Annotated in this window: 12 protein-coding genes; 6 read left to right on the plus strand and 6 right to left on the minus strand. The window is 71.7% G+C overall.

The genetic code is table 11. The features are described from left to right. Nucleotides 1-41 precede the first annotated feature (41 nt). Nucleotides 42-293, minus strand: a complete 252-nt coding sequence (locus AB1046_RS15630; protein WP_369370219.1) for a hypothetical protein — start codon at nucleotides 291-293, stop codon at nucleotides 42-44. Nucleotides 294-497: 204 nt separating this feature from the next. Here AB1046_RS15630 and purB point away from each other — a divergent pair, with 204 nt between their 5' ends. Both purB and AB1046_RS15640 read left to right on the plus strand, forming a co-directional pair. Continuing rightward, entirely contained in the window at nucleotides 498-1,997 is a 1,500-nt protein-coding gene (gene purB, locus AB1046_RS15635; RefSeq protein ID WP_369370220.1) for an adenylosuccinate lyase, read from the plus strand. 41 nt (nucleotides 1,998-2,038) lie between these two features. Next, nucleotides 2,039-3,403 (plus strand): amidohydrolase, encoded by a 1,365-nt coding sequence (locus AB1046_RS15640; protein ID WP_369370221.1) that lies wholly within the window; start codon nucleotides 2,039-2,041, stop codon nucleotides 3,401-3,403. A 37-nt stretch (nucleotides 3,404-3,440) separates the two neighbouring features. Here AB1046_RS15640 and AB1046_RS15645 read toward each other — a convergent pair whose 3' ends face one another. After that, the gene (locus AB1046_RS15645) at nucleotides 3,441-4,031 is read right to left on the minus strand and encodes a TetR/AcrR family transcriptional regulator (RefSeq protein WP_369370222.1); all 591 of its coding nucleotides are present in this window, start codon (nucleotides 4,029-4,031) and stop codon (nucleotides 3,441-3,443) included. A 120-nt stretch (nucleotides 4,032-4,151) separates the two neighbouring features. On the opposite strand from AB1046_RS15645, the gene AB1046_RS15650 reads away from it, so the two are divergent. The 3 genes from AB1046_RS15650 to AB1046_RS15660 all read left to right on the plus strand — a co-directional run bounded on the left by AB1046_RS15650 (nucleotide 4,152) and on the right by AB1046_RS15660 (nucleotide 6,960). Then, on the plus strand, nucleotides 4,152-5,000 hold the full coding sequence (locus AB1046_RS15650; RefSeq protein ID WP_369370223.1) for an SMP-30/gluconolactonase/LRE family protein: 849 nt from the start codon (nucleotides 4,152-4,154) through the stop codon (nucleotides 4,998-5,000). A 155-nt stretch (nucleotides 5,001-5,155) separates the two neighbouring features. Further along, a complete protein-coding gene (locus AB1046_RS15655) occupies nucleotides 5,156-6,514 on the plus strand; it encodes an acetamidase/formamidase family protein (protein ID WP_369370224.1) in 1,359 nt (452 codons plus the stop codon). Between the two features lie 71 nt (nucleotides 6,515-6,585). Then, complete coding sequence (locus tag AB1046_RS15660; protein WP_369370225.1) at nucleotides 6,586-6,960, plus strand: hypothetical protein; 375 nt, start codon at nucleotides 6,586-6,588, stop codon at nucleotides 6,958-6,960. A gap of 69 nt (nucleotides 6,961-7,029) precedes the next feature. Here the strand turns inward: AB1046_RS15660 and AB1046_RS15665 are convergent, their stop codons facing one another. From AB1046_RS15665 to AB1046_RS15675, 3 genes are read right to left on the minus strand one after another with little or no spacing between them, the layout of a single operon-like run. Then, nucleotides 7,030-7,908 carry a hypothetical protein gene (locus AB1046_RS15665; protein WP_369375733.1) on the minus strand — a complete coding sequence of 293 codons (879 nt, stop codon included), beginning with the start codon at nucleotides 7,906-7,908 and terminating at the stop codon, nucleotides 7,030-7,032. A 34-nt stretch (nucleotides 7,909-7,942) separates the two neighbouring features. After that, nucleotides 7,943-9,280: a YhgE/Pip domain-containing protein gene (locus tag AB1046_RS15670; RefSeq protein WP_369370226.1), complete on the minus strand. Its 1,338-nt coding sequence runs from the start codon at nucleotides 9,278-9,280 to the stop codon at nucleotides 7,943-7,945. After that, entirely contained in the window at nucleotides 9,277-12,120 is a 2,844-nt protein-coding gene (locus tag AB1046_RS15675; protein WP_369370227.1) for an MMPL family transporter, read from the minus strand. The genes AB1046_RS15670 and AB1046_RS15675 overlap by 4 nt, the downstream gene beginning before the upstream one ends. A gap of 125 nt (nucleotides 12,121-12,245) precedes the next feature. Here AB1046_RS15675 and AB1046_RS15680 point away from each other — a divergent pair, with 125 nt between their 5' ends. Next, complete coding sequence (locus tag AB1046_RS15680; protein ID WP_369370228.1) at nucleotides 12,246-12,950, plus strand: TetR/AcrR family transcriptional regulator; 705 nt, start codon at nucleotides 12,246-12,248, stop codon at nucleotides 12,948-12,950. Between the two features lie 33 nt (nucleotides 12,951-12,983). Here AB1046_RS15680 and pgm read toward each other — a convergent pair whose 3' ends face one another. After that, nucleotides 12,984-14,675 (minus strand): phosphoglucomutase (alpha-D-glucose-1,6-bisphosphate-dependent), encoded by a 1,692-nt coding sequence (pgm, locus tag AB1046_RS15685; RefSeq protein WP_369370229.1) that lies wholly within the window; start codon nucleotides 14,673-14,675, stop codon nucleotides 12,984-12,986. Nucleotides 14,676-14,695: the final 20 nt, after the last annotated feature.

Below are 14,695 nucleotides of genomic sequence, written 5' to 3' on the forward strand. Positions count from 1 at the left end.
CGGGGCACGCGGGCCTTCCGGTGGACCGAGCCCGGCCGCCGTCATCCCGAACCGCCCGCGGCGAGGTAGGCGGCACGCCGCATCGCCTCCTCCACCAGGGACAGGTCTCGCACGACGGCGCGCACCGCATCGCCGACCTCCGCCCGGTACAGCCGCGCCGCGGGCGACTCCCACTCCACCTCCATGGCTGCCCGCAGCTGGTCCGTCCCACGGGCCACCAGCTCCAGCGCGGCCGCGAGCGCCGCCGTCGGGTCTCCTCTGCCGGGCCCGGGTGGCAGGCACGCATCGTTCATTGGCTCTCCCTCGTGGTTCGGCCTCGGTCGTTCTTCCTCGTACGACGACGCTAGGCGTGCGCCGGGCGCCGTCGTCGGCCCTGGACAGGCGCCTGTGCACAGGTGGCCGAGAAGGGTGGCTGTGGTCGGGCTCGCGCCCGCGGAACGGCGTCACGAGGGTCTGTGCGCGCCGTCGACGAATCCCGGACGGGCGCGCGTGGGAGAATGGAGCACGTGCCTGAGACGACCACTTCCCCCGCAAGCACGGCCAGTGCCGCCGCCGCCCGCGTCACCCTGGCGGACGTGAGCCCGGCCATCGCGCTCGGACCGCTCGACGGGCGGTACCGCAAGAGCGTCGCCCCGCTGGTGGACCACCTGAGCGAGGCCGCGCTGAACCGCGAGCGCATCCACGTCGAGGTGGAGTGGCTGATCACCCTGTGCAACGGCGCGCCCGGCATCGAGGCACCCGTGGTCCCTGGCGCCCCCACGCTGTCGCCGCAGGAGGTCGACTACCTCCGCGCGATCCCTGCGACGTTCGGCGCGGCCGAGATCGCCGAGCTGGCCGAGATCGAGCGCGAGACCGTCCATGACGTCAAGGCCGTCGAGTACTTCATCAAGCGCCGCATCGCCGCCGCGCCGGAGGCTCTGGGCAGCACCAGCCTGCCCGCGGCGAGCGAGCTCGTGCACTTCGCGTGCACCAGCGAGGACATCAACAACCTGTCGTACGCGCTGATGGTGCGGGGCGCGGTCCGGGCGGTGTGGCTGCCGGCCGCTACCGCCGTCGTCGACCAGCTCGCCGGTATGGCGCGGGAGCACGCCGCCGCGCCGCTGCTCAGCCGCACGCATGGGCAGCCGGCGACACCGTCCACCCTGGGCAAGGAGCTCGCCGTCCTGGCGCACCGCCTGCGGCGTCAGCTCCGCCGTGTCGACGGCGCCGAGTACCTGGGCAAGCTGAACGGCGCAACCGGCACCTACGGCGCGCACACGGTCGCCGTCCCGTCCGCGGACTGGCCTGCGGTCTCCAAGGCGTTCGTCGAGGGTCTTGGCCTGGACTGGAACCCGCTGACCACGCAGATCGAGTCGCACGACTGGCAGGCCGAGGTCTACGCCGACGTCGCGCGCTTCAACCGGATCCTGCACAACCTCGCGACCGACGTGTGGACGTACATCTCGCTCGGGTTCTTCACGCAGATCCCGGTCGAGGGCGCCACGGGCTCGTCCACGATGCCGCACAAGGTGAACCCGATCCGGTTCGAGAACGCCGAGGCCAACCTCGAGATCTCGTGCGCGCTCCTGGACACGCTGTCGGCGACGCTCGTGACGAGCCGCCTGCAGCGCGACCTCACCGACTCGACGACGCAGCGGAACATCGGCCCGGCGTTCGGGCACAGCCTGCTCGCGATCGACAACGTGTCGCGCGGCCTGGACCGCCTCGCCGTGAACGAGACCCTGCTGCGCGAGGACCTCGACGCCAACTGGGAGGTGCTGGGCGAGCCCGTCCAGTCCGCCATGCGCGCGGCGTCCGTCGCGGGCGTGCCCGGCATGGAGAACCCGTACGAGCGCCTCAAGGACCTCACCCGCGGCCAGCGGGTGGACGGCGTGCGCATGCGCGAGTTCGTGGCGGGCCTGGGCCTGCCCGACGACGTCGCCGCACGGCTCGCGGCCCTGACCCCCGCCACGTACACGGGCCTGGCCGAGCAGCTGGTGCACGACTACCTGGACTGACGCCCACCCGGCGCGGGGGGGCGGGCGCACCACTCCATACGATGGAGCGCATGAACCGCTCCACCCCACCCAGCACCGCGTACCTCGACCATCTGGTCGCCGAGACCGCGGGGCGGCGGGAAGCTCTGGCCGGGTCAGCATCCGCGGCTGACGGCTCGAGCGGATCCGCGGACGACGGCGGCGCGCCCGCCGCGCTGCACGCCGCGGTGGAGCGGGCGGCCGAACGGCTCGAGCCGGAGATCGCGGAGATCGTCCGGCGGCTGCACGAGCACCCTCAGCCGGCCTTCGAGGAGCACCGCAGCGCTGCGACGCTGGTCGAGGTGCTGGCGCGGCACGGCATCAAGGCGGAGCTCGGGTCCCACGGGGTGCCGACGGCGTTCCGGGCCGAGGCCGGGGATCCCGCCGGTCCCACCATCGCGATCTGCGCGGAGTACGACGCCCTGCCCGGCATCGGCCACGCCTGCGGGCACAACATCATCGCGGCGGCCGCCGTCGGCGCATTCGTCGCGCTGCACCAGGTCCTGGCCGACGACGACGCCCCGGCCGGCCGCGTCGTCCTGCTCGGGACGCCCGCCGAGGAGGGGCACTCCGGCAAGGAGGTCCTGGCGCGCAACGGGGCGCTGGAGGGCATCGACGCCGCGATCATGGTGCACCCGTACGGGCTCGACGTCGCCGACCAGGTCTGGCTCGGCCGCCGCCTCCTGACCTGGACGTTCACCGGACGGCCCGCGCACGCCTCCGCCCAGCCGTACATGGGCCGCAACGCGCTGGACGCCGCCACCCTCGCCTATCAGGGCATCGGCCTGCTGCGGCAGCAGATGCCGCCGGTGGACCGTGTGCACGCGACGATCGCGGAGGGCGGTACGCGGCCGAGCATCATCACGGAGCGGGCCGTTGTGCACCTGTACGCGCGGTCGAAGTACGTGGACACCCTGCGTGACCTCTCGCGTCGCCTCGACGACGTCGCGCGCGGTGCGGCCCTGATGACCGGCACCGACGTCGAGATCAGCTGGGACGACGGCGCCCACCCGAGCCTCCCGGTGCGCACCAACCGGGCGCTCACCGAGCGCTGGGTCACCGCGCAGCGGCGGCGCGGCCGGGACCCGCTGCCCGCCGGTGTGCTCTCGGAGACGCTCGCGGCGTCCACCGACTTCGGCAACTTCTCCTTCCGGATCCCCGGCATCCACCCGCTGGTGCAGGTCGCGGCCCCGGACATCGCCCTGCACACCGCCGAGTTCGCGGCCGCCGCGGCGACCCCGGCGGCGGTGTCCGCCGCCGTCGACAGCGCGGCGGGACTCGCGTCGACAGCCCTGGACTACCTGTCCGACGCCGGGCTCCGCGCCGCCGTGCACGAGGAGTTCGCCGCGGAGGGCGGCGCCGTCGACGTCGTGCGGTACTTCGACTGACGGTCAGGGACTACGGGCGGTCAGGGACCACGGGCGGTCAGGCGCGCGGGCCGTAGGCGCGCAGGAAGGTCGCCACCGCACGGTCGGCGATGCGGGCCAGGTCCGCGGCCGGAAAGCTTGCGCGGCCGAGCAGCATCGCCTCGTTGATCGGCGAGGCCATGACGAGCCAGTTGAAGTCCGTCGCAGCGGCCGCCGGATCGTCCACGACCAGCCGACCCTCGCGGGCGAGCTCCGCGAACCGGGCCGCGAGGCCGTCGATCGTCCGGCCCGGACCCTGGGCGAAGAAGGCCTGCCCGTGCTCGGGGAATCGGCCCGCTTCGGCGATCACCAACCGGCGCAGCGCGAGTACCCGAGGCGCAAGCACGGCACCGAGCTGCCGGACGGCGAGCTCGTGCAGGTCCGCGGCCAGGTCGTCCCCGGTGCCGAGCCGGTCGATCTCGGCGGAGACCGGGTCGGCAACCACGTTGACGGCACCGCCGACCACCGCGGCGAAGAGGCGCTCCTTGTCGACGAAGTGCTGGTAGACGGTCTGTTTGGCGACCCCCGCGGCGCGCGCGACCACGTCCATGCTCGTCCCGCGGAAGCCGTTGTCGAGAAAGACTCTCGTCGCCGCTTCGAGAATCGCCACCTGCTTTCGGCTCGGCGGCTCGGAGTGGGCTGCGGGGGGAAGTTGATCGACCACAGAGCAAAAGTACGCTACGTTGACCGACAAGACTAGACGGTCCAGTCTAGCGATAAGGAGCTGATCATGACCGTGCTACTCCCTCCCCCGCGACTGCTCACCGATGACCTGACGATGGTCGAGTCCGGACGCTGGCACGACGGCCGGCTGTGGTTCGCCCACTGGGGCAGCGGTGAGGTGATCGCCGTCGACCTGGCAGGTAGGCGTGAGGTCGTCGGGCCGGGCCACGACACGATGGGCTGGTCGATCGACTGGCTGCCCGACGGCCGCCTGCTCGTCACCGGCCCGGATGAGCTGACCCGGGTCGAGCCGGACGGCACGACGGTTCAGCACAGCCCGCAAGGCGCTAACGAGCTTGTCGTCGACCCGGCCGGCCACGTCTACGTCAACGGTGCCGACTTCGACTTCGCCGGCGGCGGTGCACCCGAACCCGGCTGGATTCGCCTGGTCGAACCCGACGGCACCACGCGGGACGTCGCCGGCGACATCGACTTTCCCAACGGCATGGTGGTCACTCCCGACGGCTCCACGCTGGTGGTCGCGGAGTCCTTCGCCGGCCGGCTGTCGGCCTTCGACATCGCGGCGGACGGCTCGCTGTCCGGCCGTCGCACCTGGGCGGAAGGACTCGGACCGGACGGTCTCTGCATCGACGCCGAGGGCGGCATCTGGTGCCAGACCGCCGACACGTTCGCGCACACCGGGAGCGGTCCTGCGGGTGCGGTGGTCCGGGTGCTCGACGGCGGGGAGGTCACCCACCGCATCGAGACCGAGCTGCCCTGCTTCGCGTGCGCACTCGGCGGCCCGGAGAATCGGCACCTGTTCCTCCTGTGCAACGAGTTCGAGGGCATCGACCAGCTCGGTGCGGTGCTCGCCCGGCGCAGCGCGCGGATCTACGTCACCGAAGTTCCCGCGTAGAGCAGCTACTACACCTCGCTGCGACAGGCTCGGTTCCAAGACATGAAACCGAGGAGCCGAATCGTTACGACGGGCTTATACGGGCGAAACGTTCGGTTCCTAACTTCGGGATCGCGCAGTGCACCGGCGCGCGCGATACGAAGGAGCGTTGACCTATGACTCTTCCCGGACACCAAGACAGACGCACGGCGGCTGACACCCTGGTCTCAGCACTGGGCCGGCGCCGGTTCCTGCAGGCAGCGCTCGGCGTGGGGGCAGGGTCGGCACTGGCGGCCGGGTCTGCGGTGCCGGCCGCGGCGACGACGTCGGCTGCGGCAGCGACGTCGGCAAGGTTCTCCGGCGTCCTGCAGCCCGGCCGCGGCCGCATCCCGGGCAACGTCTACCTGGGCTCCGACGTCGAAGACGTGCTGTGGGGCTACGTCCCGTCCGTGCACGCCGACGCCGTGGCGCGGGTGCGCTCGGGGCGGACCATCACCATCGACTCCGTGTCCCACGAGGGCATCCTCGAAGACCAGGGCCGCGACCCTGTCGCCTACTTCGCCGAGCACGGCGTGCGACGGCGCGACGTGCTCGACGACGCCGCCGAGATCGCCGCCGGGTACTCCCGCACCTCACGCAACTTCGACGTCGACGGGCCGCACATCGTGACCGGTCCCGTGTTCGTGGAGGGCGCCGAGCCGGGCGACGTGCTGAAGATCGAGACGCTCGAAGCCACGCCGCGCGTGCCGTACGGCGTCGTCTCGTCACGGCACGGCAAGGGCTCGCTGGCCGCAACGGCCACCGGCGCCCCAGCAGGGATCACGCTCGACGAGGTGATGCCGCCCGTCGAGACCGACGGGCGCGGCACCGGCATCCCGACCGACTACGGCAACGTGTCCGTGTTCGCCGAGGTGCAGGGCAACCGCGCGACGATGGGATCGGGCAGGGGCCGGGTGCGGTTCCCGCTGCGGACCTTCTTCGGGATGATGGGCGTCGCCTTCGCCGAGACGACAAACCTCACCGCACCCGAGGCAAACTCGATCCCGCCGACCCTCGGTGGCGGCAACATCGACATCAGCCACCTGGGCGCCGGCTCCACCTTCTACCTTCCGGTCAGCGCCGAGGGCGCGCTCTTCTACGTCGGGGACCCGCACATGGCGATGGGCGACGGCGAGGTCGCGCTCACCGCGATGGAGGGCTCGCTGCGCGGGACGTTCCGGCTCACGGTGTGCAAGCCCGGCTCCGGGGACGCGCCCTCGGTCGCGTACTCCTACCCGTTCGCCGAGACCAGGGACGCGTGGATCCCGATCGGTCTGTCCGACCCGGACGGCTCGGTGGGCGGGCAGCTCAGCGACCTCGACGTCGCGATGCGCCGGGCCGTCGTCAACGCGCTCGACTTTCTCGAGCACGACCACGGCCTGGACCGGGCGGTCGCGTACGCCTACCTGTCGGCGGCGGCCGACTTCGCGATCTCGCAGGTCGTCGACCGGACGGTGGGTGTGCACGGCCTGATCCGGAAGTCCGACCTGGGCTGAGCGGGCCCGGGCCACATCCTGGCCGCGAAAACAGCAGGCCCGGAAGCGGCGAGCAGCCTTATGGTCGGGCCATGACGACGCCGGAGATCGCTCCTGTCGACACCTGGCTCGCTGTCACGCGCGAGGACGGCGAGACCGTTGGCTACCTCGAACCCGTGACCGACGACTACGCCGACGTGATCCCGCGCAACCGCCTCGGTCACGCCGTCGGCGATGCCAGTGACTATCACGCGGCCGAGGAACTTGTGCTCGACCGCGGTCTGCATGAGCTCGCTGAACCCTGGCTGCTCGACGGCGAAGGCCCCGAGCTCACCGTCATCGAGCTCTCCCCCGAGGGCATAGTGCTGCGCGACGCGTTCCTGTCCAAGGCGCTGATCGCGACACAGCGCATACAGGTCCCGTGGCCGGACACAGCGGGCCGCCTCCGCCTCGCTCCTCCTCGTTGAGTGCGGGATGTTCGTTCGGTCCGCAGGTGTTGACCGAACGAATATCCCGCACTCGACGGTGCGTTCTGGTCAGGCTGGGCGGAGGAGCTCCGTGACTCGGACCGTCCGCTGACGCGCCACGATGAGCGTGGTCACCGCCAGGCCTGCGAGGGCCCACAGGGCCATCGCGGCGATCGCCGTCCCGATGCCGCCCGTGCCACCCTCGACGAGCCGCACGAGGCCGACCTGGCCCGGACCCACCGGGAGGAACCCGGCCAGTCCCGCCAGCACGCCCGGCACCGTCGACACCACACCCGTCGCGATCACAAGCACCGCCATCAGGAGGCTCACGCCCCGGCCGATGTGCCCGAACGCGGCGGCCAGCGCCTGGTTGACCGCCACGAAGGCGACCGAGACCAGCGCGCCGAAGCCCATGGTCGCGAACCATCCACCGAGGTCCAGGCCCTCGATCCCGGCCAGGACCGCACCCGTCGCCAGGCCGGTGACCAGGCCGATCGCCGCCGGGATACCGAACGTCTCGAGCACCAGCCGGAGCGCGCCACGGGTGGACCCGAGGGCGTGCAGCGGCACCGGCGAGAACACGAGCATCAGCGCGAGCGCGCCGAGCCAGAGCGCCAGCACAGCAAACATCGGGCCCGTCGTGCCGGTGTTGAGGTCGGTGACCTCGCCGTCCGTTGCGACAGGGTCGGCCACCACGGACGCGAGCGACTGGCGCTCGTGCTCCGTGTAGTTCGGGATCTCCTCGGTGGCCTGGCCCAGGCCGTCGGAGAGGTCCGTCGCCCCGCCGGCCAGCTCGCCGACGCCGTCGGCCAGTCCGTCCACACCGGTCGCGAGCTGGTCGGATCCCGTCTCAAGCTGGCCGACGCCGCTGGCCAGCTCCGTAGCCCCCGAGGCGATGCCGCCGGCGCCGCCGGAGAGCTCCTCGGCGGCACCCGACAGCTCGGCCACACCGACCGCAGCCTGGTCGGCGCCGGTCTGCAGATCAGCGAGGCCACCCGAGAGCTGGTGCGCACCGCCCGCCAGGGCCGACGCGCCGCCGGATACCTGCTGCGCGCCACCGGAGAGCTGGTTCGCGCCCTGAGAAAGGCCAGCGATGCCGGCAGTCAGCTCGTACAGGCCCGTGGGCTTCGATCCGGGAGTGCCCGGCAAGCCCGGATGCACCGTCGGCTACCTGCTGGGCCCCGACCTCAAGCTCCTTGAGGTCCGGCAGCTGGGCGCACAGAGCCGTGAGCCGAGGATCGAGCGCAGGGGTGGTACACGACTGCTCAAGACCCTGGACCAGCTGAGTCACCCCACCGGACACACCCTCCGCACCTGTCGCCAGCTGCGACGCGGCCGCCGCCGGGCCAGGCGCCCCTTCGCTTCCCTCAAGCTTCGCGGAAGTCTCCGCCAGCCCAGCTGCCAGGCCCTGCGCACCCGACGCCACACCCTGCGCACCAGTCGCGAGGTCGTCAGCGCCTGACGCGAGGTCTGCGGCGCCCGCGGCGGACTGCCCGGCACCGTCGGCCAGCTGGCTCACGCCCGCCGCCGCCTGGTTCGCACCCGTAGCCCACTGCCCCGCGCCGGAGGCCCACTGGCCCGCGCCGCCCGCCAGGCTCGTCACGCCGTCGCCCACCCCGGCTATGCCGTCCGAGGTCTGGTGCGCGCCGTCGGCCAGCTCCTGTGCGCCCTCGCCCGCGTCGGTGGCACCGCTGGCGAGCTGGTCGGCGCCGTCGGCGGCCGTGCCCAGCTCTTCCGACAGTGTGGAGAAGCCCACGAGCACGTTGTCCACGTAGGTCTCGGTGAGGGTGCTGCCGAGCACGCCGGTGGCGGTCTGCGCCACGACCTGCGCGAGAGCGTCGTCGAGCACGCGTCCGTCGGGAGCGGTGGCTACGTCGATGGTCGCCTGCTCCGCCTCCGTCGGGTCGTCCCCGCTGAACGACGTCGCCGCCGCAGAGAAGCCCTCCGGGATGGTGATGACCGCCGAGTAGGTGCCGTCGGCCAGTCCGTCGGCGGCGCTCGCCGCGTCGGAGATCTCCCAGTCGTAGCTCGCGTCGGACGCCGGGATCGCCGCCGCCTCGCCGGCTTCGGCGTCGGCCGACTCGCCGCCGCTCACCAGACCCGCGGCGAGCTGGCGGCCGAGCGGCACGGTCTGGCCGTCGATCTCCACCGGCTCGTCGAGGTTGACGATCGCGGCCTTGACGGTGTCGAGGCGCTCCTGCGGGTTCCACAGGGCAGAGATGAGCAGCCCCAGGATCATCAGGGGAAGCAATGCCACGGCGACGGCGCGCCACGGGTTGCGGAAGGGCTCGGGCCGGAGCCATCTCGTTGCGGTTGTCATGCGCGCACCTCCTGTTCGGTCAGGTCTGCTTGTTGATCGGGGATCGCACCCGGGGACGTGTCGTAGGTGCTCGGGCCGACGTCCAGCACCGGGGTGCCGACTGGCGCCAGGTCGGTCGCCGCGAAGCCGGTCGAGCCGAGCAGCACCGCGACCCCCGCGGCCTGTGCGCCGGCCACGGCCTGCGCCAGCTCTGCACGCGCCGCCAGGTCGCCAACCGTCTCGGTGGCGTCCACGACCAGCACTCTCGGCTTGTCGCGCAGTGACCGGCGGACCGCCTCGGCGGGATGTCCGCCCTCGGCCGCCGAGTCGACGACCGCTACCTTGTGCCGCACGGACGACGCGCGCTCGGGCAGCACCAGCCCGGCGGTCTTCGCCACACCGCCCGATACCTTCAGCCGCCCTGCGACAGCGAGCAGGAACGCGCTCACCGGGGCCGTGGCATCACCGTGCACGAGCAGCGTGCCGCCGTCGGGCACCCGGACGCTTACCGGGCCGACGATCACACCGGACCGGCCGTGCACCTCGAGGTCTCCGGTCGCCACCGCGTCGGTAGCACCCGGCTCCGGCCAGTCCACGAGCGACAGCTCGCGGGCCAGGCCCTCGCCCTCCACGTCGAACGACGGCAGCACCCGGTCGAGCCACTTCGGCATGTACCAGGCCTTCTCGCCCAGCAGCGCGAGCACGGCGGGGACGAAGACCATGCGCACCACGAACGCGTCGACGGCGACGCCGACGGCGAGGCCGAGCGCGATCGGTTTGAGGTTCATGTCGCCGTGCGGGACGAACGCCACGAAGACAGCGATCATGATGATCGCCGCGGCGGTGACGACCTTGGCCGAACCCTGGAACCCGCTCGTGATCGCGTGCTTGGCGCTGCCGCCGTGCACGAAGTCCTCGCGCATGCGGGACACGAGGAACACCTCGTAGTCCATCGCGAGGCCGAACAGGATGCCCATGAGCACGATCGGCATGAAGCTGATCACCGGCCCGGTGCGGGTCACGTTGAGCGCCTCGGCGAGCACGCCGTGCTCGAACACGAGGGAGACCACGCCGAACGCGGCGCCCACGGAGAACAGGTAGCCCACCGTCGCCTTGATCGGCACCGCGATGGAGCGGAACACCATGGTCAGCAGGATCAGCGACAGGCCGACCACAACGAGGGCGAACGGCAGCAGCGCGTCACCGAGCTTGTCGGACACGTCGATACCGACGGCCGTGAAGCCGGTGACCGCGAGGTCCACGCCGTACTCGTCGAGGAAGTAGTCGTGCTGTGCGCGGATCTCGCGCACCAGGTCCTCGGTCTGGGCCGACGTCGGGCCGCCCTCGGGGACCACCTGGATGATGCCGGTGTCCGCTGTCGGGTTCGGGGTGGCGAGGGGGACGTCGGCCACACCCGGCAGATCCGCGATCTCGTCGCCGATCTGGTCCATGAGCGCTACCGGGTCGGTGCTGGTCACGATGGAGCCGGTCACGATCAGCGGGCCGTTGAAGCCGTCACCGAAGTGCTCGGAGACGAGGTCGTAGGTGACGCGAGCCGGATCGTCCTCCTCCATCACGCCGGCGTCCGGGAGCGCGAGGCGCAGGTCCAGGGCGGGCAGGCTGAGCGCGCTCATGGCTGCGATGACCAGCACGACGGTCAGCGCCGGGACCTTGGTCACTGCCCGTACCCACCCGGTGAAGAAGCGGTTGGGCCGCTGCTCGGACGAGGGCACCGTGGCGGCGGCACGCGACCGGGGCGCCTCGGCGCCGTCGGCGACCGCTGCCGCCCGGGCGGCCCGGTCCTGCTCGGCCGCCTCGCGCCGTGCGCGGCGCGACGGCTTGGGCCGCAGCCGCTCCCCCGCGAATCCGAGCAGCGCCGGCAGGAGTGTGAGGGACACCAGCACGGTGACACCTACCGTCACCGCCGCCGCGACACCCATGATGGTGAGGAACGGGATGCCGGCAACTCCCAGGCCGACGAGCGCGATCATCACGGTGAGGCCGGCGAACACGACGGCGGAGCCGGCAGTCGCGGTCGCCCGCGCGATCGACTCGTCGACGGCCAGCCCCTTGCCGAGCTGTTCCCGGTGCCGGGACACGATGAAGAGGGCGTAGTCGATGCCGACCGCCAGGCCGAGCATCACTGCCAGCATGGGCGTGGTCGAGTTGATCGGGCCGAGGGCCGTCGCGGCGAACAGCAGCCCCATCGACGCTCCGACGCCGAGCAGGGCGTTCAGCAGCGGCAGGCCGGCGGCCACGAGCGAGCCGAGCGTGAGGACGAGCACCACCAGCGCGACCAGCAGGCCGATGCCCTCGGTGAGCGTCAGCTCGGGAAAGCTCGAGGAGAAGAGCTGGCCACCCAGGTGCGCCTCCGCGCCGTCGGGCAGGGACTGCGCGAGCACGTCGGCCTCCACGCCCAGCGCGTCCTTGGTCTCCTGAGTGATGGAGCCCTGATCGCCGTCGAGCTGGATCGTCAGCAGCGTCGCGCGCTCGTCGTCGGACACCGAGGCCGGCATCTGATCGTCGTACGGCGAGGTGACCACCTCGACCTGGGAAACGTCGCCAAGCTCCTCGACGCCGTCCTCGATTGCCGTGCGCATTGCGGCGTCGTTGATCGACCCGCCTTCGGGCGCGACCACAATTACCTGCGCCGAGGCGCCACTGACCTGCGGGAACGTAGCCGCGAGGCGGTCGAGCGCCTCCTGGGACTCCGTGCCGGGGATGGACACCTGGTTGTCGAGGCCTTGCTGCAGCAGGCCGGCCGCACCGCCCACGAGGACGAGCGCCACGACCCAGATGGCTACGACGAGCCGACGGGCGCGGACGGCCCAGCGGCCGAGCGAGTAAAGAACGGAGGACACGCACACTCCTGGGAGAGGTGGGGCACAACAGGGGACGTTCGATGCACCACTGTATCGGATACGCCGGTGTATCCGATACACGCTTGTATTGATAGACTGGTCACTTGCCACCCCGAGGAGTTGCCGTGACCACCGAGCCCGCCACAGACGTCGGCTCCGGGTCGTCCGTCGAGCGCGCGTTCGCCACGGCCCTGACCCCGCGCCGTGAACGAACCCGCGAGCGTCTGCTTGACGCCGCCTTCACCGTCTTCGCCCGCCAGGGCATCCACGGCGCGTCCATCGAGGCCGTCTGCGAGGCCGCCGGGTTCACCCGCGGCGCCTTCTACTCGAACTTCAGCAGCAAGGAAGAGCTGTTCCTCGCGCTCGCCGAACGGGCGATGCGCCGGCAGCTCGCCGCGCTGGAGTCCGTCGGCAAGGAGCTGGAGCCCGACATCATGCGGTGCGGCACCTTGGATCCAGACACGATCCAGGCCGTCCTCGCGGTAGTGGTCACCGACCACGGAGACGCCCGGCAGTGGGCGATGATGCGCGCGGAGCTGGAGCTGCTCGCGATGCGCGACCCCGCCGTCGGCCTCCCGTTCCTTGCTCAGGAGGAGACGCTCCGCAAGGAGCTTGCCTCGGCGATCGAGCGCCTCCTGGGCGACCTCGGCCTGCGGTTCACCGTCGACCGGCGGACAGCGGTCGACCTGCTGCTCAGCGTCTACGAGTCGTCCGCACGGATGGCGGCGGTCGCGGGCTCCACCGCCGAGACACCAGAGGACGACGGCGCCGTAGCGGGCACCGCCGTCCTGAGCGATCTGGTCAATCTCCTGGTGACGACCGTCGACTGATCCCCGGCCCGGAGTCGGCCGACGAGGCTGCGGTCAGGCCAGCGCTTCGTCGACCAGCGTCTTCGCAGCGGCCTGCACCTCGGTGAGGTGCTCGGCGGACACGAACGACTCCGCGTAGATCTTGTACACGTCCTCGGTGCCGCTGGGGCGCGCGGCGAACCAGGCGTCCGCCGTCGTCACCTTGAGCCCGCCGATCTTCGCGCCGTTTCCGGGCGCCTCGGTGAGCTTCGCCGTGATCTCCTGCCCGGCGAGCGTGGTGGTGGTGACGTCCGACGGCGACAGCGCGCCGAGCCGGGCCTTCTGCTCCCGCGTGGCGGCGGCGTCGACGCGGGCGTACCAGCTCTCCCCGTACTGCTCGACCTGTGCGGCGTGGTGCTCCGACGGGGACTTGCCCGTGGCCGCGAGGATCTCCGAGGCGAGCAGCGCGAGCAGGAGCCCGTCCTTGTCGGTGGACCAGACGCGGCCGTCCTTGCGCAGGAACGACGCGCCCGCGGACTCCTCGCCGCCGAACCCGACCTCGCCGGAGAGCAGGCCCGGGACGAACCACTTGAAGCCGACCGGCACCTCAACGAGGCGCCGGCCGAGCCCGCCGGCGACCCGGTCGATGAGCGCGGACGACACGAGGGTCTTGCCGATCGCGGCGCCCGTGGGCCAGCTCGGCCGGTTTCCGCCGTAGAGGTATTCGATGGCGACGGCGAGGAAATGGTTGGGGTTCATCAGGCCGTCGGCGGTGACGATGCCGTGCCGGTCGGAGTCCGCGTCGTTGCCGGTGGCGACGTCGAAGGGCGCCTCCGCCCCGGACGGGAGGTCCGTCATCCGCTGCACCAGCGAGGCCATCGCGTACGGCGAGCTGCAGTCCATGCGGATCTTGCCGTCCCAGTCGAGCGTCATGAACGCCCAGCGCGGGTCGACCTGGGGGTTCACGACGGTGAGGTCGAGGTCGTACCGCTCGGCGATCGCCCCCCAGTACTCGACCGACGCCCCGCCCAGCGGGTCGGCCCCGATGCGCACTCCCGACGTCCGGATGATCTCCAGGTCCAGCACGCTCGCGAGGTCGTCCACGTAGGTCGAGAGGTAGTCGTGCCGGTGCGTGGTCTCGGCCGCGAGCGCCTGGTCGAGCTGCACCCGCTTCACCTGCCCGATTCCGGTGCGCAGGAGCTCGTTGGCCCGGTCCGCGATCCACCCGGTCGCCTCGGAGCCGGCGGGGCCGCCGTGCGGCGGGTTGTACTTGAAGCCGCCGTCGCGCGGCGGGTTGTGGGACGGCGTCACGACTATCCCGTCGGCGAGCCCGGCGCCTGGCGCGGCCAGGCCGGGAGTGCCCTCGGCGAACCGCGTCTGGTTGTGCAGCAGGATCGACTGGCTGACGGCGGGTGTCGGCGTCCACGAGTCGCGTGCGTCGACCATGACGTCGACGTCGGCCGCGGCAAGCACCTCGAGCGCCGTCTGCCAGGCCGGGTGGGACAGCGCGTGCGTGTCCCGCCCGATGAACAGGGGGCCGTCCGTGCCCTGGTCACGCCGGTACTCAACGATGGCCGCGGTGATCGCGACGATGTGCGCCTCGTTGAAGGCGTGGTCCAGGCTCGACCCCCGGTGGCCGGACGTGCCGAACACGACCTGCTGGCCGGGGTCGTCCGGGTCCGGGGTGAGGTCGTAATAGGCACCGACCACCTGGTCGACGTCGATCAGGTCGCTGGACTGGGCGGGAGTTCCGGCACGGGCATCCATACAGCCGATACTGCCAGGTA

This window comes from Promicromonospora sp. Populi (assembly GCF_041081105.1).
In the GTDB taxonomy this organism is placed as follows: domain Bacteria; phylum Actinomycetota; class Actinomycetes; order Actinomycetales; family Cellulomonadaceae; genus Promicromonospora.

Bases quoted from the DNA above. Each gene is read 5' to 3' on its own strand.
- AB1046_RS15630 (WP_369370219.1), bottom strand. From the start codon at position 293: ATGAACGATGCGTGCCTGCCACCCGGGCCCGGCAGAGGAGACCCGACG.
- purB (WP_369370220.1), top strand. From the start codon at position 498: ATGGAGCACGTGCCTGAGACGACCACTTCCCCCGCAAGCACGGCCAGT.
- AB1046_RS15640 (WP_369370221.1), top strand. From the start codon at position 2,039: ATGGAGCGCATGAACCGCTCCACCCCACCCAGCACCGCGTACCTCGAC.
- AB1046_RS15650 (WP_369370223.1), top strand. From the start codon at position 4,152: ATGACCGTGCTACTCCCTCCCCCGCGACTGCTCACCGATGACCTGACG.
- AB1046_RS15655 (WP_369370224.1), top strand. From the start codon at position 5,156: ATGACTCTTCCCGGACACCAAGACAGACGCACGGCGGCTGACACCCTG.
- AB1046_RS15660 (WP_369370225.1), top strand. From the start codon at position 6,586: ATGACGACGCCGGAGATCGCTCCTGTCGACACCTGGCTCGCTGTCACG.
- AB1046_RS15670 (WP_369370226.1), bottom strand. From the start codon at position 9,280: ATGACAACCGCAACGAGATGGCTCCGGCCCGAGCCCTTCCGCAACCCG.
- pgm (WP_369370229.1), bottom strand. From the start codon at position 14,675: ATGGATGCCCGTGCCGGAACTCCCGCCCAGTCCAGCGACCTGATCGAC.